Origin of the sequence: Thermophilibacter immobilis, from assembly GCF_015277515.1 — a bacterium.
In the GTDB taxonomy this organism is placed as follows: Bacteria; Actinomycetota; Coriobacteriia; order Coriobacteriales; family Atopobiaceae; genus Thermophilibacter; species Thermophilibacter immobilis.
In genome coordinates, this window is record NZ_CP063767.1 from 181,050 (window position 1) to 199,019 (window position 17,970).

The window sequence follows — 17,970 nt, forward strand, 5'->3', positions numbered from 1 at the left end:
AAGAGGCTCGGGAAGTTCCGGCCGCAGGGAGGGCAGATGGAGCAGACAGGATTGACGGACGAGCTCGACCGCGCCGAGGGGCTCATGGTCCAGGGGCAGCCCGACGCCGCCGTGGAGCTTCTCGCCCGTCTGGCGGAGGACGTCGAGGAGTACGTGGACAAGAACTGCCCCACGACCGACGAGGTGCAGTGGTTCAGCTTCCCCGCGATCTTTGAGCGCCTCGCATATCGACGCGTGGAGAACGACCCGCGCGAGCTGCGCGATGTGGGAGAGCCGCTCGACCGTCTCTATGGGGACCTCGCGCTCGCCAGCGTGCAGGTGGGCGACTACGGCGAGGCCGTCGAGGCGCTCAAGTGCGCCGTCCGCTGGAACCCCATGGACTGCGGCTCCCGGCTCAACCTCGCCGACCTCTTTCGCGTGAACGGGAACATGCAGGAGTATCTCGCGCTCACCTATAGCGTCTTCGAGCGCGCGAGCGACGTGCGCCACCTCGCGCGCGCCTTCGCGAACTTCGCAGGATGGTTTGAGACCTCCGAGAAGCCGCGCGCTGCTGCGGCTGCCCTGCATGCCGGGCGGATGCTTGGCGCATCCGACTCCGCGCTCGACGCGGCGCTTGAGCAGGCGACGGGGACCGATCACGACCCCGACCTCGTGTCTGACGCCGAGATCGGGGAGCTTCTTGGCAACGAGGGGCTCCCTGACGGTGCCAACGCCGAGATCGCGATCTGCCTGCTCATGTGCGCGGGCGACGCCGCCCATGCCGACGAGCGCGAGCTTGCCGCCAGCCTCACGCTGCGCGCGCGGGACCTGGTGGGGGAGCCGGCGGCGCGCGCCCTTCTCGAGCTCATCAACGCCGACGAGGACGAGGGCGAAGAGGACGGTAGCGATGCAGCCCACTAAGCGCGAGAAAAAGACCATCGCCCGGAACCGCTCCGCACGCCACGAGTACTTCATCGACGAGACCTTCGAAGCGGGCCTCGTGCTCACGGGCACCGAGGTCAGGAGCCTGCGCGAGCGCGCCTGCCAGATCACTGACGCCTTCTGCCTGGTCAGGGGCCATGAGATCTGGCTGCATGGCGTGCACATCCACCCGTACTCCAACGGGGGCGTGTGGAACGTCGACCCCGACCGCAAGCGCAAGCTCCTCATGCATCGTCATCAGATTGACTACCTCGACGGCAAACTGCGTCAGAAGGGTCTCGCGCTCGTGCCGCTCGAGCTCTACTTCGACGATCACAACCGCGTTAAACTGTGTCTGGGCCTCGCGCGAGGCAAGAAGCTCTACGACAAGCGCGCTGATATGGCGCGCCGCGACTCCGACCGAGAGGTTGCCCGCGCAATCAAGGAGATGAGCCGCTAGAGCACCGGTTCGGGCGTGTCTGAGGGGACCGCTCGAAAGGAGAGGAGAGGGTATGGACGCCACCGCACTGTTCAAGTTCTCGTCGGGTCTCTACATCGTGTCAGCCAACGACGGGGAGTGCGTCTCCGCCTGCCTGATCAACACGGGCCTGCAGCTCACGTCAAAGCCTCTTCAGGTCTCGGTGACGGTCAACAAGGAGAACTACACGGCGCACGTCATCCAGAAGGCCGGGCACTTCTCGCTTGCGGTCGTGGACGAGACGGCGGACATGACCTTCGTGGGACGCTTTGGCTTTAGGACCTCAGAGACGTGCGACAAGTTCGATGGCGTCGCGCATGCGACGGCCTCCACGGGAGACCTCTATCCCACCGAGCACGTCTGCTCCTACGTGGCCTGTCGCGTGGTCAAGACCTTTGACGTAGGTACTCACCTGGTATTCGTTGGGGAGATGACGGACGCGGGCAACCTCTCGTCCGAGCCTCCGATGACCTATGCGTACTATCACGGCACGCTCAAAGGCAAGACGCCCGAGAAGGCATCCTCCTACGTGGAGGTATAAGCGAGCACGACCACCGCGGCGGCGAACAGCGCAGCCGTTGTGATAGCATTTGCCAAGGTATTCAAGAGGGCGAGAGAGGAAGAACTATGGCTGACGAGAAGAAGCAGTACACGTTCCGTTGCACCGTCTGCGGCTATGAGGTTACCGTCGACACTCCCGAGCTGCCCGAGGACTTCGTGTGCCCGGTTTGCGGCGTCGGCCCTGACATGTTCGAGCTTGTCGAGGACTAACGGCTGATTTTGCGTTTGCGAGGGGCGGTCTCCTTGGGAGGTCGTCCCTTCTTCGTATCGCGCATGCCTACCGTGGTGGTGCGGCATCATTGATCTTAAGAAGGGCAAGTCTCGTTTCATGAAGCGTGCCAGGCAGTCGTCAGAATCCCTTGAGCTCGCGGTTTTTCTCGCCCTTTCGGGCGGTCTCATGGACGCCTATTCCTACTTGGGACGCGGCCAGGTCTTCGCCAACGCCCAGACGGGCAACATGCTGCTGCTCGGCGTGAGCCTTGCCCAGGGGGACCTGGAGCGCTGCCTGCGCTATGCGCTGCCCGTTGCCAGCTTTGCGGCGGGGATTGCCCTGGCGCACAACATTAAGCTGCTCGCACGCCTTGAGCACCTCCACTGGAGGCAGCTCGTGCTCGTGATCGAGGCGCTCATCCTGGTGGCCGTGGCCTTTGTCCCGACTGACTACAACCTTCTGGCCAACAGTCTCACCTCCTTGGCGTGCGGCATACAGGTCCAGGCGTTTCGCAAGCTGCACGGGCGCGCCTTTGCCACGACGATGTGCATCGGCAACCTGCGCAGCGGGACCCAGGAGCTCGTGACCTATGCGCACACCCATGAGCGCGAGCGGCTCGAGGCCGGCCTCGTCTACTACTTCGTGATTGGTTGCTTCGTGCTGGGGGCCTTGGTCGGCAGCGTCCTGCTCGCAATCCTGGACCTGCGTACGATCCTGGTGAGCCCGGCTCTGCTCTCGGTGGCGTTTGCGCTCATGTTCGTGGACCGCGAGAGACGTTGCGAACAGCGTCGCGCGGCAGAGGGCGAAAACCGGGTAGAATAGAACAGCAGTCGCGCGAGCGGCCCGTACTTTGACAATCGCATGGTGGCAGCATCCTCGCACCATCTCATGGGGGTGACTGGTTTCGACAGGGTGGGTCTGAGATGGGCAGCAGGCCGTGGTCTCCTCGCCACGCTAAACAGGGGTACCGTCAAATTGAATTGACGACAACAACGCTTTTGAGCCTCAGCTGGCTCTCGCTGCTTAGTTTTAACTAACTAACCAGCGCGTCAAACCGGAGGTTGCTCCCGCCTCCGGGGCGGCGTCATCCTAGGGAGATGCACGAGCGGACGTGGCTGGTATGCCGCTCGCCAAGATCGAACCAGCTGGGACGTCGCGCGCGGGTCACCGGGTGCGCGTCGTCTAAGATCTAACCGGTAACTGAGCCTGGAGACACCTGTCAGGGATTTGCTTTGGACCGGAGTTCGATTCTCCGCACCTCCACCATGTACACTCGCGGTCGCTCTGATGCAGAGCGACCGTTTTTTGTGCGACGGGTGGCCGGCTTCGGAGACCGCGGTACCATACCCCAGAAGGCAGCGGCAGGGAGGATCCGTGAAAGACGAGAAGACCGACATCCCCGCTCTCGTGCTCGAGGGCGGCGGCTTCAGGGGAATGTTCACGGCTGGCGTGCTCGACGTGCTCATGGAGCGCGGCCTCACGGGCTTCTCGAGCATGTGGGGCGTCTCGGCCGGAGCAATCAGCGCTGCGAACTTCCGCTCCGGCCAGATTGGTCGCACGATGCGCGACATGCTGGCCTTCCGCGACGACCGACGCTTCATGTCGCTGTGGTCGTTTGCGTCGACGGGCAACATGGCCGGTGCGGACTTCATGTACGACAAGGTCCAGAATCATCTTGACCCCTGCGATACGGACGCCTTCAATGCGAGCGAGTTGCCCGCCTACGTGGTCGCTTCCGACGTCACCTTTGGCACGGCGGCCTATCTGCCCCTGTTCCACTTTCCCGAGGACGTCATCAAGGTCCGTGCCTCGGCATCGCTGCCGGGAGTCTCAACCATGGTCGAGATTGAGGGCCATCGCTACCTGGATGGCGGAACGACTGACTCCATCCCATTCGAGGTGGCGATGGGGCTTTCCGGCGCTCGCGAGGTAGAGGGCCACGTTCCGGCCTCCCGCGCGCTCGTGGTGCTCACGCAGGACCGTGCCTACGAGAAGGGACCCAGCACCGAGGCGCTGGTCCTTCGCTCGCATCGCTACGATCGTTACCCCTACTATCTTGAGGCGCTCTCCACGCGCGGCCAGCGCTACAACGCGCAGCGCGCGCGGCTCTGGGAGCTGGAGCGCTCCGGGACGTGCCTGGTGCTTGCTCCCGAGAAGCCCGTCGAGGTGCGCACCAACGAGCACGAGGGCGAGCCGCTGCTCACGCTCTATCTGTCGGGTCGGCGTCAGGCCGAGGCGCGTCTCGCCGAGATAGACGCGTTTCTCGCCTGATGTCGATTTCTGGGGCGCTCACGCTTGAGTACGCGTGAGGTCGCGCGCGGAGTCGGGAAACGCTGCCCGCAGTCGCTCGAACGCCTGACAGGCCCTGTCCGGCACGTCCACGTGAGCGATGAAGTTCGCACCGAGGGGACCATAGCCCCCTGGGGTGTCGATGAGCCGGGACATCTCGCCCATGAGGAGCGTCCGATAGCGCTCGGGCTCCCACATGCCCAGGGGCTCCGGCGCAAAGGCGGTCGCGTCGCCCCACACGACGAGGCGCGTCTGATAGGCGGCGTAGTTGACCACCCGCACCTGAGGCTCCTGGAGGCGCAGGGTCGCGTCAAGGCGCCGCTGCAGCGTCGCATCCTGGATGAGAAGGACGCTCGTGGGCTCGAGCCCACGAGCCCGAAGCAGCTTGAACAAGAACGCGATGTTCTCGCCCGAGTTGGTTGAGCGCGTCTCCAGGAGGTCAGCGGCGAGCCCGTGGCGCGTGCGCAGATAGGCATCGAAGATCTCCGCCTCGCTCGCGTCATCGGAGAAGTCCAACGGTTCCCAGAGCTCGCGGGCGCGCGCCCGAAAGGTCGCGGTCGTGTGACCGGTGCCACCCACCAGGGCATAGGTGCGTGCTACGTGCGCTTGCATGGCCTCTGCCATCACGTCTGCCCCGGAAGGGATGGTGCCTCCCGTGAGGATGGCCACGTCAACCTGGCCATCGGGCACCCCGGCCGCCTCCAGGGTGCAGCGATCGAGCGACGCAACGTCGCGCATGCCCGTGAAGGCAGCGAGGGTATTGAGGTTACGCGCGGTCTCGGCAGGGCCCATGGTCTTCTCAGCCTTGTCTGGTGGGGACGATGCCCGCGTGCGTGGAGCCGTCGCGCTGCAGCGACACCTCATATTGGTTGCGGTCGCCGGGAGCCACGATGCGCGAGCACTCGAACGTCTCGCCTCCCGAGTCCGACGTCGAGCGGCGGATGATGAACGTGGGGTCCCCCTCGGCGCAGCCCAGCTGGCGCGCGTCGACTCGCGAGAGGCGCGCGGCCTCGTAGGTCTCGTGCGCGCCTTGGGCGATCCGCCCGGTCGCCTCGGTGATGAGCGCGTAGAGCGAGCGTGTGAGCTGCTCCTCCTTGAGGTTGGGACAGAAGTGGCAGGGGATCCAGGCGGTCTCGAGCAGGATGGGCTCGCCGTCGGCAAGCCTCAGACGGCAGATCTCGAAGACGTTCGTCTGGGGGCCTATCCCCAGACGCTCCGCGACCCAGGCGCTCGGCTTGGTGACGCTGAACCCCAGGACCTTCGAGGTGGGATTCATGCCGAGTTTGAGCATCTCCTCCGAGAAGTTGTGGACTGTGTCGAGACTGCGGGGAAGCTTGGGCTCGGCGACAAACGAGCCCCTCCGGGGACGGCGCACCACGCGGCCCGCGTCGACGAGCTCCGCGTAGGCCTTGCGCGCCGTGGTGCGCGAGACCCCCAGCGCGTCGCAGAGGGTCTCCTCGGTGGGGAGGGGGTCGCCGGGATGCAGCGTTCCGTCTAAGACGAGCTGCGCAAGCCCCTCCGAGAGCTGACGATAGAGCGGCTTGCCCGACAGGGGGTCAAGCGTGACGCTTGCGGCTATTTTTGTGCCGTCCACGGGAAAGCCTCCGATTTTGCTTCTTCATCTACGCCAGTCTGCTAGGTTACTTCTAGATTGAATTGAATCATACAAATGAATCAATTAAATCAGACGCGCCAAGAAATTCTATCACGGAGCCACAAGAGGAAGGGAAACGCCATGAAGCCCACCAAGAAGGCAGCAGAGATGTGCGAACGCGAGCTGGCCGCCTACATCGACCAGTCGGTCCTCAAGCCCGAGTTCACCGTCGAGGAGATCAAGAAGTACAGCCAGGAAGGCATCGACTTCGGCTGCAAGACCATCTGTATCAACCCCTCCTCGCTGGATATCGTGGCTCCCATGGTCAAGGGGACCGTTACGGGCCTGTGCGTGGTGTGCGACTTCCCGTTTGGCCTGGCGACCACCGAGGCCAAGGCTCTTCTCGCCGAGAAATACTGCTCCGAGTACGAGATCGAGGACCTGGACATCGTGGCTAACTACGGACGGCTGCGCTCCGGCGACCTTGACTACGTGGTGAGCGACCTCGCCCCCACGGTCGAGGCCTGCCATGCCCACGGCGTCAACGTCAAGGTTATCATCGAGACCGACTCGCTCACCATCGACCAGGTGAAGCAGGGCACGCAGTGCGCCGTCAAGGCCGGGGCCGACTTCATCAAGAGCTCTACGGGCTTCCTCACGGGCCACGAGAACGTCGGTGCCACCAACGAGGTCGTCGCGGCCATGATCGAGGCCGGCGAGGGCAAGATCAAGATCAAGGGCTCCGGTGCCATTCGCACCCGCGAGCACTTCCTCGAGCTCATCGACAGGGGCATTGACCGCATGGGCGTGGGGTACGCTTCCACGCCCAAGGCTCTGGGCTGCACGCCCGAGGAGGCCAAGAAGCAGGCATAGGGGTCGTGACTTTTGCCCTTTGAAGAAGGCAAAGCTGCCCTTGGTGTCCCAAATCACGTTGAACGCCTGTCCCCGTTGCATTCGGACAGGTAGAATAGGAGAGGCTTGTGACATTTGAGGGCAATCGGGGGCAGCTACGTCTACGGTAGGAGAGTGCACTAGGCGCAAGATCTGGGGAGACGTCCACACGGGGCATCGCGGGGGCCTCGAGGTTCTCAAGTCCATAGGACCGGGGCTCCTGGTCACGGTTGGGTTTATCGACCCGGGCAACTGGGCGTCCAACATGGCGGCGGGTTCCACGTATGGCTACGCGCTCCTGTGGGTGGTCACCCTATCCACCGTCATGCTCGTCGTGTTGCAGCACAACGTCGCACACCTGGGGATCGTGAGCGGGAAGTGCCTGGCCGAGGCCACGACGGACTATCTTCCGCGTCCGGTCTCCCGCGTTGTGCTTGCGACGGCGATGCTCGCCTCCGTGGCCACGGCCATGGCCGAGGTCCTGGGCGGTGCCATCGCGCTGCAGATGCTCTTCCAGCTGCCCCTGCAGATCGGGTCGATTCTGGTGGCGGCCGTCTCGCTCGCCTTGCTGCTCACCAACTCGTATCAGCGCATCGAGCGGCTGATCATCGGCTTCGTGTCTGTGATCGGCCTGTCGTTTCTGATCGAGATCGCGCTCGTGCAGGTCGACTGGCCCCTGGCGGCGGTCTCGTGGGTTGTGCCCAGCGCGCCGGCCGGCTCGTCCGTGGTAATCATGAGCGTGCTCGGCGCCGTGGTCATGCCTCACAACCTCTTCCTGCATTCCGAGATCATCCAGAGCAGCAGGTACGACATGCAGGGTGACGAGGTCATCCGGGAGCGCCTGTCGCATGAGTTCACGGACACGCTCTTCTCGATGATCGTGGGATGGGCCATCAACTCCGCGATGGTCATCCTTGCGGCGGCTACGTTCTGGAAGGCGGGCGTCCAGATTACCGACCTCGCCCAGGCGGCCTCAACGCTCACGCCCATGCTGGGCCGAGCGGCCTCGTTCATCTTTGCGCTCGCCCTGCTCATGGCCGGCGTCTCCTCGTCCGTCACGGCGGGCATGGCGGCGGGGACCATCTCGGCGGGCATGGCGGCCGAGCCGTACGACATCCACGATCGCCACAGCTCGCTGGGCGTGGTGCTCACGTTCGTACTGGGCACGGCCGCCATCTTCTTTGTGAGCGATCCGTTCCAGGGTCTCGTGCTCTCACAGGCGGCGCTCTCGCTGCAGCTGCCCATCACGATTTTCCTGCAGATCTACCTGACCAGCTCCAAGCGGGTCATGGGCGGCTACGCCAACGGGGTGGGGCTCAAGGTCCTTCTCGTGGTCATAGGTATCATAGTGACCGTGCTCAACGTGCTCTCGCTCGTAAACGGCGGCTAGGACGCCCCGCTTGGGTCTGCCGTTGACGACGCCCCTCTCCGCGCGAGGCCCGACCTAGGAGGCTTTGTGCGGCCGCAAAAGTCGAAGTAGAGGGCTTTTGCTAGGATGCCTCTACGTTTTCGCAGGTAGAGAAGTCATATGTTTTGTCAGTCAAGCAACCTTGGCATGTGCGGCCACAAAGAAGCTGCGCGACGCGCGCCGAAGCGCGGTGCCGGTTCTAGAGCCTGCCATGAAAGGCGGGGAAACGCTCGTCGCGCTCGTAGTCAGCGATGGGGTCGACGGCGTCGAGCGCGGCCATGTCCTCGTCGGAGATGGTGAAGTCGAGCTGGGCGTTGGCGCGGATATGGTCGGGATTGGCCGCCTTGGGCAGCGCCACAAGGTCGTGCTGCAGGCAGTAGCGCACACACAGTCGGCCCACGCCCGCGTCGTAGCGGTCGGCCATGGCGGCGAGCGCGGCGTTGGCGAGCGTGGCGCCGTGGGCGATGGGGGAATACGCCTCCACCACGATTTCGCGTGCGCGACACCAGTCGATGAGCTCGAAAGGCATGGCGCCCACGTGCGCGCGAATCTGGTTGGCGGCGGGCTTGATGTGGCAGACCCCCAGGATGTTCTGGAGGTCGCCCACCTGAAAGTTGGAGACGCCGATGGAGCGCACCTTGCCTGCGCCGACGGCGTCCTCCATCGCGCGCCAGGTCTCGCGGTTGCCGGCGAGGTAGCGGTCATCGGAGCCGTATGCGTCCCAGGGCTGAGGGCTGTGGATGAGGAGGAGGTCAAGAGAGTCGAGACCGAGCTTGGCAAGGGACTCGTCGATCGAGGCAGCCGTCGAGTCGTAGCCCTTGAGGCCAGCGGCGACCTTGGTGGTCACGAAGACGTCCTCGCGTGCCACGCCGCTCTGGCGCAGCCCGCGCCCGACTCCCTCCTCGTTGCCATAGCCCTGGGCGGTGTCGATGTGGTGATAGCCACTCTTGAGGGCACAGCATACGGTGTCTGCCGCCTGGTCGTTGGGGATGAGCCAGGTCCCAAAGCCGAGCGTGGGAATGACGATGCCGTTGTTGAGCTTGAGTGTTGCGGTGTCCATGGAATCCTCCTGTGTACACGTCTCTTAGCGGCTTTTCTGGGTCGCAAGGGGACTTGTCAGCAGTTTTTAGAGGTTGGCCTGAGTGGCTCGATTTTCGGCAAGCCCTTGACCTGATATTTTACAATCTGCGGAAGGCTTGCTATTCGGGGAGTGCGGAAAAAACCGCTGACAAGTCCATCCTAGCCGCTCCGCGTCCGTAAAAGAGCACGGCCATCGCCCAAAAACACTTTGTTCTGGGCGATGGCCGCGTGCCACGGCGAATATGCAAAGGAGCGCTAGCTCAGCAGCATGCGGTCGTTCGCGAACTCTCCGCCGGAGACCTCCTCGAACTTCTGCAGCAGGTCAGGTACCGTGAGCGTGTGCTTCTCGGCACCGGAGGCGTCGTAGATTATGGTGCCCTCGTGCATCATGATGAGGCGGTTGCCCAGGCGGATGGCGTCGGTCATGTTGTGCGTGACCATGATCGTGGTGAGCTTGCGCTCGCCGACGATCCTCTGGGTGAGGTCAAGCACCTTCTTGGCCGTCTTGGGGTCGAGCGCGGCGGTGTGCTCGTCAAGGAGCAGCAGTTCGGGGTTGGTGAGCGTTGCCATGAGCAGGGTGAGCGCCTGGCGCTGCCCGCCGGAGAGCAAGCCCACCTTGGAGCTCATGCGACTCTCAAGCCCCAAATCGAGCTCGGCGAGCAGCCGCGGATACTCCTCGCGCTCCTGCTTGGTGACGCCCCAGGCTAGACTGCGCTTCTTGCCGCGCCTCTTGGCCAGCGCGAGGTTCTCCTCGATCTGCAGGTCGGAGGCCGTCCCCAGCATGGGGTCCTGGAATACGCGACCCAGGTAGCGGGCTCGCTTTGGTTCGGAGAGGCGCGATATGTCCGTTTTCCCGAGCGTGACAGTGCCCGAGTCGAGAGGATAGACTCCTGCGACCATGTTGAGCAGGGTGGACTTGCCTGCCCCGTTGCCACCGATGACGGTAACGAAGTCCCCGTCGACAAGGTCGAGGCTCACGTTGGTGAGGGCGCGCTTCTCGGTGACGGTCCCCCGGTTGAAGGTCTTGGTGACGTGCGAGAGCTTGAGGGTGGCCATCAGAGCTCGCCCCCCTTCGCGTAGGAGCGGCGTCGCTGGAAGCTCTCCCAGAGGACCGGCACGCTCAGGGCCAGCACCACGATAATGGCGCTGAGCAGCTTCATGTCGTTGGCATCGAGGCCCATTTGCAGCACGATGGCGCGGATGAGGAAGTAGATGATGGACCCCGCCACGGCCGAGACGAGCCTGGTGGAGAACTGCGAGAGCCCGCCGGGCACGAGACGGCCCAGCACCTCGCCGATGACGATGGCCGCGAGGCCGATGACGATTGCGCCCGTGCCCATGCCGACATCGGCGTACTTCTGCATCTGGCAGATGAGCCCACCGGAGAGGCCCACGAGCGCGTTGGAAAGCGTGAGGGCGATGACCTTCATTGTGTTCGTGTTGACGCCGAGCGCGCGGATCATGGCCGCGTTGTTGCCGGTGGCGCGCAGGGCGCTCCCAAGCTCGGTACCAAAGAACCAGTACAGCAGGGCCACCACGATGGCGGCCACCACGAGGCCGATGATGATGGCGACCGCGTTGCTGGACAGCCCCGTGAAGTCACCGAGCTGGTTGAAGATGGTGTCGCCCGTGAGCAGAGGCGTATTCGACTTGCCCATGATGCGCAGGTTGATGGACCACAGGCTGATCTGCGTGAGGATTCCGGAGAGAATCGCGGGAATCTTGAAGAGCGTGGTGAGCAGGCCCGTGACCAGGCCGCACACGGCTCCTGCGGCCGTGGCCGCCGCGATGGCGAGCGCGGGGTCATGGCCGCTCACTACGAGCACCGCGCACACGCACCCGCCCGTGGCAAAGCTGCCGTCGACCGTGAGGTCGGGAATGTCCAGCAGCTTGTAGGTGATGAAGACCCCGAGGACCATGATGCCCCAGAGGATGCCTTGGGAGACGGCGCCGAGAATTGCTATCTGCATGGGGGCGCCTAGTCGTCGAGGACGGAGAGGTCGATGCCGAGGGCCTCAGCCATGTCCTCGTTCTTGATGACCTTGAGCTGAGAGGAGTCCTCCTGCTCGATAGCCATCTCAGCGGGGTTGGCACCCTGCGTGAGGATCTTGACGGCCATCTCTCCGGCCATGTGGCCGAGGGTGGTGTAGTCGATCGAGAGGGTGCATACGCCGCCTGCCAGGCACATGTTCTCCTCGCCGGCGATGATGGGGAGCTTTCCCTCCTTGGCGATCTGGCCGACCTGCGCCATGCCAGCGGCGATGGTGTTGTCCGTGGGGGTGTAGACGGCGTCGACCTTGCCGACCATCGACTCGACGACGGACTGGATTTCATTGGAGCTGGAGACCGTGAAGCGGTCGTGCGTGAGTCCAGCCTTGTCGAGCGCGGCCTCGGCCATCTCGATCTGGATCTCAGAGTTGGCCTCGGCGGTACAGAAGAGCAGTCCTACGTGCGTGGCCTCGGGGAGGACCTGCTGGAGCATGGCAATCTGCTGGTCGACCGGGTTCATGTCCGAGGTGCCGGTGATGTTGCGCCCGGGGGCGTCATTGGAGTCGGCGAGGCCGGCGGAGGCATAGTCGGTGATGGCGGTGCCCACGATGGGAATCTCATCCGTGACGGCGGCCACGGCCTGCGCCGCCGGGGTGGCGATGGCGAAGATGAGGTCGTCGGCATCGCCCAGGAACTTCGAGGCAATGGTGGTGCAGGCGGACTGGTCGTTCTGGGCGTTTTGCTGGTCGGCCTCGTAGGAGACGCCAGACTCGTCGAGCGCGGCGATGAAGCCCTTGTTGGCGGCGTCGAGCGCGGCGTGCTCGGTGAGCTGCAGGACACCGATCTTGTAGGTCTTGTCGGACGAGGTGCTGGATGCGGTGTCGGTGGAGCCGGAGTTGGACTGGCCGCACGCGCCGAGCGCGAGCAGAGTCGCACCTGCGGCGCCGGTGACGAAGGTCCGCCTGCCGATGGATCCCATGAGTCCTCCTTGGATGTGGCGACCGACAGCCCCACGGAGACGCCGCCCGTCGCAGATACGCGAGTATCCGAATTCTACCTATCGTGTGGGCGTGGCGGGAACGGCGTTTGATGTTACGTAACCGTATCGTTGCTAATGCCTGAAGAGAAGCGGCAAAGCGGGTGGATCGCGCGAGCGTGCCGGAGTGCACGGAAAGACTTCTCCGGGGGCGCGTTCCGTGCGCTCCGGCAGGCTCGGGGAAAACGACACTACCATGGAGGCGACGAACCCCCCCGGGGGGGGGATCGCATGCTCGACATCAGGCGCGTCCTTGCGAGCAGGCCCTGCAAGCCGGACGGAGCGGTTCCCCGACCACTGCTCACTCCCTGGGGCGAGAAGATCGAGGCCGGCGAGGGGCGACCCGCGCCGCACCCGCACCCGCAGTTTGCGCGCGCGAGCTCCTGCCCGCTCAACGGCTGGTGGTACTACCACTGCGATCACCTCGGCATGCTCGTGATGCAGGACATGGTGAGCGGGGGCGGCCCTCTCGACGCCTGGCAAACAAGCTATAAGCCCACGCTCTTCCGATGCTCCTGGAGCCGCCTGGAGGACCATACTTTGCGCGGCATGCGGGCCCTCGCGTCGGATGACGCTCGCTATTGCGCCGAGTGGACTCAGACGTGTCAGGGGACCGTGCTCCACCTGCACAATCATCCCTGTATTGTGGCCTGATGCCTCTTCAACGAGGGCTGGGGGCAGTTCGATGCGACCAAGGCGTTCGTGATGGTGCGCGAGCTTGACCCGACCCGCGCAATTGACGCCACGAGCGGCTGGTACGACCAACGTTGCGGTGACTTCCTGAGCGTGCATAACTACTTCAGGCCGCTCGAGGTGTACCCGGATGACTCTCGTGCGCGCAGGGCCTTTCTCATCTCGGAGTTTGGCGGGCTGAGCCGCGCAGTTTCGGGTCATTGCGCGTTCGCATCCTCCTACGGCTACGAGCAGCTCGACGACGTGGAGAGCTACGTCGCTTCGGTGCTCGCGCTTCTTGCCCAAATCGACGCGCTCGAGGAGCGGGGACTTGCCGGGTTTGTCTATACCCAGCTCTCCGACGTCGAGGAGGAGACGAACGGCCTGGTGACCTACGATCGACGCGTGGTCAAGCTCGACGGAATGCCTCGCAGCTCTTAGCGAGCCGGCAGCTCCATGCCCCCGAAGCCGGTCTGGCGCAGGGCTTCGTAGAGGACGATGGCGACGGCGTTGGAGAGGTTGAGGGAGCTTATGCGGTGGTCCTCGGGGTTAATGAAGTTTCCGCAGATGTCCTGTTGTCGGAGGGCAGCGTGGTCGCGGCTTGGACTGCCTGCGGCCCACGTCTGGGCGTTGTTCAGCGAGGCGGCGTCTGGCAGCATGGGGATGCGCTCGCAGCTTTGTGGCAGCGAGGCGAGCACGTCGTCGGGGATGCCGGTGCTCTCCCTGCCAAAGACCAGGTAGTCGTCACGCGCGTGGGGCGTCTCGGCATAGGTACGACGTGCCTTCTTGGTGAGCAAATGCAGACGCGGCTCGAAGCCGGCCAGCTCAAAGCCATTACGCGTGAGGAAGTCGCTCCAGTTCTTATAGACGGTGACGTCGAGGCTGTCCCAGTATCCGAGGCCCGCCCGATGCAGCAGGTGGTCGTCCAGAGAGAAGCCGAGCGGTCCCACAAGGTGCAGGCGGGAGCCCGTGAGCACGCAGGTGCGCCCGATGTTGCCCGTGTTGGCGGGAATCTCCGGCTCGTACAGCACGACGTTGAGCATGATGCCTCCTCGTTCGCTGGAAATATCTGTCAATCTGCGCAGTTTTGGCCTTCGACACACGTTTTGTCGAATCCCTGCGCAGTTTAGCTCTCCGACGCACGTCCATTTGGGGTCTTCTGGATAAACCCTACTCCACCCGACAGATGGACCATGATAGATGGGCAGGTGAGAGGCTTGTTCTATCCGAACGATTGAGCCTACTACTCAGCGGGGTCTCCAAAGGACGTGTACCGGGAGCCGAAACTGCGCAGCATTTTAGAAAAACGTGCATCGAAGGCCAAAACTGCGCGACGACGGCTTAGACATGAGGCTGGCAGCGTCGTGCCGTGCCGTAGGCATGTCGTCCGAGTGGTAGCTGCCGCTATAATGGCCTGCAGGACGCACGTCCATAACCCAAACCTGAAGGGACCCCCATGATCAAGGACCTGGTACAAGACGATGCGCTTCTCGCCACGCCGTGCGAGCCTGCTACCACCGCAGACGCCGCCGTCGCGATCGACCTGGTCGACACGCTCGCCTCGCTTGACGAGGCCGTGTGCCTCGCCGCCAACCAGATTGGCATCACCAAGGCCGTCGTGGCCTACCAGGACGACAAGGGTCAGACGCACGTCATGTACAATCCCAAGCTCCTCATGGGGCTCTCGAGCTCCAAGCTTACCGAGAGCTGCCTGACGCACGAGGAGGAGACGAGCGTAACGCGCTTCGCAAAGATCAAGGTCGCGTATGACGAGCTTGACGGTGGCGTCCTCAAGTCTCATCGACGCGACTTCACAGGCTGGATCGCGCAGATGATTCAGCACATGATTGACCACTGCAAGGGGAAGCTGGTCTAGCCCCATGCCCTCGCGCAAAAGCCCGGATTCGGGCTCCGCGCGCGGCCGAATCCCCGATCACATCGAGGTACATGGTGCGCGCGTTCATAACCTCAAGAACGTCGACGTGGACGTGCCCCTGCATGAGCTGGTGGGGATCGCGGGCGTCTCGGGATCGGGAAAGTCGTCCCTGGCGCTGGGCGTGCTCTATGCCGAGGGCTCGCGTCGCTATCTGGAGGCGCTCTCTACCTATACGCGTCGCCGCCTTACGCAGGCGCGCGGCGCAGCGGTCGACGAGGTCCGCTACGTTCCGGCGGCGCTTGCGCTTCACCAACGCCCGGGCGTGCCGGGCGTGCGCAGCACCTTTGGTACCATGTCTGAGCTGCTTAACGGCCTGCGTCTGCTCTTCTCGCGCGCGGGCGGCCACGTGTGCCCGTCGTGCGGGGCGCATGCGTCTCCCACGCTGGCCGTGGCGGCCGGCCGGCCGATCCGCTGTCCCCGGTGCGGCACCGAGTTCGAGGGTCCCAGCGCGGAGGGTCTGGCCTTTAACAGCGGCGGCGCCTGTCCTACCTGCGAGGGAACGGGCGTTGTGCGCACCGTGAACGAGGCTGCGCTTGTGCCGGACGAGTCCATCTCCATCGACGACGGGGCCGTGCTACCATGGGGGACGCTCATGTGGGACCTCATGAAGCAGGTCTGCCGTGAGATGGGCGTGCGCACGGACGTGCCGTTCTCCGAGCTCACCGTCGCCGAGCGTGACGTTGTCTTTCATGGGCCTGCCGAGAAGAGGCATATCCTCTACCGGCCCAAGAAAGGGGACAGCCTCGCCGAGCTGGACTTCACGTACTACAACGCAATCTACACGGTGGAGAACGCCCTGGCCAAGGTCAAGGACGAGAAGGGTCTCAAGCGCGTGGCACGCTTCCTCACCGAGGGAACGTGCCCGGACTGCGGGGGCACGCGGCTCTCGGCTGCGGCGCGCGGTCCCCAGGTCGCGGGCATCAACTTGGCCGAGGCCACGGCGATGACGCTCGACGAGCTTTCGGGCTGGGTCGCGGCCGTGCCCCAGAGCCTGCCGGCCGAGATGCGCCCGATGGCCCAGAGCATCTGCGACTCGTTCGCCCACACGGCGCGGCGCCTGCTCGACCTGGGTCTTGGCTACCTCTCGCTCGACCGTGCGGCGGCGACTCTCTCCACGGGCGAGCGCCAGCGCGTGCAGTTGGCCCGCGCCGTGCGCAACCGTACGACCGGAGTGCTCTACGTGCTCGACGAGCCTTCCATCGGGCTGCACCCCTCCAACGTGGACGGCCTTCTGGGCGTGATGCGCGACCTTCTGGTGGACGGGAACTCCGTGGTGATGGTTGACCACGACGTGCGCATCCTCGCCCAGACGGACCACCTGATTGAGATGGGCCCCGGCGCGGGCGCGGACGGAGGGCGCGTGGTCGCGCAGGGTACGGTGGAGGAGGTCGCAGTCAACCCGGCGTCTCGTATCGGTGGCTTTCTCACGGGACAGAAGAGCACGCGCACACGACCGCGCGCTGCCGCTGACAAGCTCTTTGACCTGGGGTTCATTCATCTGGAGACAGGTGCCCTCCATACGGTGCGGCCCCTCTCGGTCGACGTGCCGCGCGCACGCCTCGTAGTCGTGACCGGCGTCTCGGGCTCGGGCAAGACCACGCTCGTCCTGGAGACCCTGGTGCCGGCCCTTGTGGCGCAGGCTGCGGGTGAGCCCCTACCTGCTCACGTGCGCGCCCTCGACGCCGAGGGGGTGCGGCGCGTGAACCTTATCGACGCGAGCCCGATCGGCATCAACGTGCGCTCGACGGTGGCCACCTACTCCGGCGTTCACGACGAGCTGCGCCGCGCCTACGCCCGTACCGATCAGGCCAAGGTTGCAGGATACAAGGCAGGTGACTTTTCGTACAACACGGGACGACTGCGTTGTTCTACCTGCGACGGAACGGGACAGGTGTCGCTCGACGTGCAGTTCCTGCCCGATGTGGTTATCGACTGTCCCGATTGCGGGGGCACGCGCTATGCACGGGAAGCCTCGTCCGTCCGCCGTCCTCCCGAGGGGGCGCCGGCGGGAACCGGCCTCGCGCTGCCGCAGCTCATGGCGCTCAGTGTCGACGAGGCCCTTGACGCATGCGGTGACCTCAAGCGCGTGGCCTCGCGGTTGCAGACGCTGCACGATCTGGGGCTGGGCTACCTCATGCTCGGTGAGGCCACACCCGCGCTCTCGGGTGGCGAGGCGCAGCGGCTCAAGCTCGCGAGCGAGATGGGCCGCGCCCAGGACGATGCGGTATTTGTCTTTGACGAGCCCACCATTGGGCTGCATCCGCTTGACGTGCGGACGCTGCTCTCGGTGTTCCAAAGGCTTGTCGAGGCGGGCGCGACCGTGGTGGTCATCGAGCACGACCTCGACGTTATTGCCAGCGCGGACTATGTCATCGATCTGGGGCCCGGCGGCGGCGCGGCGGGCGGGCGCATCGTGGCCACCGGCACGCCCGAAGAGGTCGCGGCGAACCCACGGAGCGTGACTGGGCGTTACCTCTAGAGACGCGGCACCGATCACGCTCGGGGTGCTACGCGTTGTGGACGGCCTCGATGTTGTTGCCCTCGGGATCGTGCACGAAGGCGGCATAGTAGTTCGGGCCGTAGTCGGGGCGAGGACCGGGCTTGCCGTTGTCGGTGGCGCCAGCCTTGAGTGCGGCGTCGTAGAAGGCCTGTACCGAGGCCTCATCGGCGGCGGTGAAGGCGATGTGGACCGGTGTGGGCGTCGCGCCCTGCTTGGCGGTGGAAACCCAGACGGAGTCCGCGTCGGAGGCATCGGCGAAGCACACCGATCCGGGGTGCTCAAAGGCCTGCGTATAGCCAATCGGTGCAAGCGCGGCCCCGTAGAACGCCTTTGCGCGGTTGAAGTCCAGCGTGTTTATGGTGAGATGGTTGATCATTGCGCACTCCTTCTCGACGACGGGGGCAGCCCCCTCCCCTTTGCACGAA

20 protein-coding genes and 1 other RNA gene are annotated in these 17,970 nt (G+C 64.6%); 13 read left to right on the forward strand and 8 right to left on the reverse strand.

What is annotated here, in order from left to right; translation table 11 throughout:
* Positions 1–36: 36 nt before the first annotated feature.
* The 7 genes from INP52_RS00820 (at position 37) to INP52_RS00850 (ending at position 4,421) form a co-directional block, all read left to right on the forward strand.
* Positions 37–900: a hypothetical protein gene (locus INP52_RS00820; RefSeq protein WP_194371566.1), complete on the forward strand. Its 864-nt coding sequence runs from the start codon at positions 37–39 to the stop codon at positions 898–900.
* A complete protein-coding gene (gene smpB, locus INP52_RS00825) occupies positions 887–1,360 on the forward strand; it encodes an SsrA-binding protein SmpB (RefSeq protein ID WP_194371568.1) in 474 nt (157 codons plus the stop codon). The genes INP52_RS00820 and smpB overlap by 14 nt, the downstream gene beginning before the upstream one ends.
* A gap of 52 nt (positions 1,361–1,412) precedes the next feature.
* Positions 1,413–1,919: a flavin reductase family protein gene (locus INP52_RS00830; RefSeq protein ID WP_194371569.1), complete on the forward strand. Its 507-nt coding sequence runs from the start codon at positions 1,413–1,415 to the stop codon at positions 1,917–1,919.
* Between the two features lie 86 nt (positions 1,920–2,005).
* Entirely contained in the window at positions 2,006–2,149 is a 144-nt protein-coding gene (locus tag INP52_RS00835; protein ID WP_194371571.1) for a rubredoxin-like domain-containing protein, read from the forward strand.
* A 118-nt stretch (positions 2,150–2,267) separates the two neighbouring features.
* Entirely contained in the window at positions 2,268–2,972 is a 705-nt protein-coding gene (locus INP52_RS00840; RefSeq protein ID WP_194371573.1) for a YoaK family protein, read from the forward strand.
* Between the two features lie 68 nt (positions 2,973–3,040).
* Positions 3,041–3,416, forward strand: a transfer-messenger RNA (tmRNA) gene (gene ssrA / locus INP52_RS00845).
* Between the two features lie 108 nt (positions 3,417–3,524).
* A complete protein-coding gene (locus INP52_RS00850; RefSeq protein ID WP_228478355.1) occupies positions 3,525–4,421 on the forward strand; it encodes a patatin-like phospholipase family protein in 897 nt (298 codons plus the stop codon).
* Between the two features lie 18 nt (positions 4,422–4,439).
* Here the strand turns inward: INP52_RS00850 and INP52_RS00855 are convergent, their stop codons facing one another.
* Together INP52_RS00855 and INP52_RS00860 are read right to left on the reverse strand one after the other, a co-directional pair.
* The gene (locus tag INP52_RS00855; protein ID WP_194371577.1) at positions 4,440–5,231 is read right to left on the reverse strand and encodes an ElyC/SanA/YdcF family protein; all 792 of its coding nucleotides are present in this window, start codon (positions 5,229–5,231) and stop codon (positions 4,440–4,442) included.
* Between the two features lie 7 nt (positions 5,232–5,238).
* A complete protein-coding gene (locus INP52_RS00860) occupies positions 5,239–6,033 on the reverse strand; it encodes a GntR family transcriptional regulator (protein ID WP_194371579.1) in 795 nt (264 codons plus the stop codon).
* A 141-nt stretch (positions 6,034–6,174) separates the two neighbouring features.
* Between INP52_RS00860 and deoC the strand changes: the two genes are divergently transcribed.
* Together deoC and INP52_RS00870 are read left to right on the forward strand one after the other, a co-directional pair.
* Complete coding sequence (deoC, locus tag INP52_RS00865) at positions 6,175–6,906, forward strand: deoxyribose-phosphate aldolase (RefSeq protein ID WP_194371580.1); 732 nt, start codon at positions 6,175–6,177, stop codon at positions 6,904–6,906.
* A 169-nt stretch (positions 6,907–7,075) separates the two neighbouring features.
* Entirely contained in the window at positions 7,076–8,314 is a 1,239-nt protein-coding gene (locus INP52_RS00870) for an Nramp family divalent metal transporter (protein ID WP_194372810.1), read from the forward strand.
* A gap of 217 nt (positions 8,315–8,531) precedes the next feature.
* On the opposite strand, the gene INP52_RS00875 is transcribed toward INP52_RS00870, so the two are convergent.
* From INP52_RS00875 to INP52_RS00890, 4 genes are all read right to left on the reverse strand, one after another.
* Positions 8,532–9,392 carry an aldo/keto reductase gene (locus INP52_RS00875; protein ID WP_194371581.1) on the reverse strand — a complete coding sequence of 287 codons (861 nt, stop codon included), beginning with the start codon at positions 9,390–9,392 and terminating at the stop codon, positions 8,532–8,534.
* A gap of 275 nt (positions 9,393–9,667) precedes the next feature.
* On the reverse strand, positions 9,668–10,468 hold the full coding sequence (locus INP52_RS00880) for an ABC transporter ATP-binding protein (protein ID WP_194371582.1): 801 nt from the start codon (positions 10,466–10,468) through the stop codon (positions 9,668–9,670).
* Complete coding sequence (locus tag INP52_RS00885; protein WP_194371583.1) at positions 10,468–11,382, reverse strand: ABC transporter permease; 915 nt, start codon at positions 11,380–11,382, stop codon at positions 10,468–10,470. The genes INP52_RS00880 and INP52_RS00885 overlap by 1 nt, the downstream gene beginning before the upstream one ends.
* 8 nt (positions 11,383–11,390) lie before the next feature.
* The gene (locus INP52_RS00890; RefSeq protein WP_194371584.1) at positions 11,391–12,380 is read right to left on the reverse strand and encodes an ABC transporter substrate-binding protein; all 990 of its coding nucleotides are present in this window, start codon (positions 12,378–12,380) and stop codon (positions 11,391–11,393) included.
* A 288-nt stretch (positions 12,381–12,668) separates the two neighbouring features.
* Between INP52_RS00890 and INP52_RS00895 the strand changes: the two genes are divergently transcribed.
* The gene (locus INP52_RS00895) at positions 12,669–13,091 is read left to right on the forward strand and encodes a hypothetical protein (protein ID WP_194371585.1); all 423 of its coding nucleotides are present in this window, start codon (positions 12,669–12,671) and stop codon (positions 13,089–13,091) included.
* Between the two features lie 51 nt (positions 13,092–13,142).
* On the forward strand, positions 13,143–13,550 hold the full coding sequence (locus tag INP52_RS00900) for a hypothetical protein (RefSeq protein WP_194371586.1): 408 nt from the start codon (positions 13,143–13,145) through the stop codon (positions 13,548–13,550).
* On the opposite strand, the gene INP52_RS00905 is transcribed toward INP52_RS00900, so the two are convergent.
* Entirely contained in the window at positions 13,547–14,152 is a 606-nt protein-coding gene (locus tag INP52_RS00905; RefSeq protein ID WP_194371588.1) for a tRNA (cytidine(34)-2'-O)-methyltransferase, read from the reverse strand. The genes INP52_RS00900 and INP52_RS00905 overlap by 4 nt on opposite strands.
* A 413-nt stretch (positions 14,153–14,565) precedes the next feature.
* Here INP52_RS00905 and INP52_RS00910 point away from each other — a divergent pair, with 413 nt between their 5' ends.
* Together INP52_RS00910 and INP52_RS00915 are read left to right on the forward strand one after the other, a co-directional pair.
* On the forward strand, positions 14,566–14,985 hold the full coding sequence (locus INP52_RS00910; RefSeq protein WP_194371590.1) for a peptide deformylase: 420 nt from the start codon (positions 14,566–14,568) through the stop codon (positions 14,983–14,985).
* Positions 14,986–14,989: 4 nt separating this feature from the next.
* A complete protein-coding gene (locus INP52_RS00915) occupies positions 14,990–17,524 on the forward strand; it encodes an excinuclease ABC subunit UvrA (protein WP_194371592.1) in 2,535 nt (844 codons plus the stop codon).
* A gap of 28 nt (positions 17,525–17,552) precedes the next feature.
* Here the strand turns inward: INP52_RS00915 and INP52_RS00920 are convergent, their stop codons facing one another.
* Positions 17,553–17,921 (reverse strand): VOC family protein, encoded by a 369-nt coding sequence (locus tag INP52_RS00920; RefSeq protein WP_194371594.1) that lies wholly within the window; start codon positions 17,919–17,921, stop codon positions 17,553–17,555.
* Positions 17,922–17,970 lie beyond the last annotated feature (49 nt).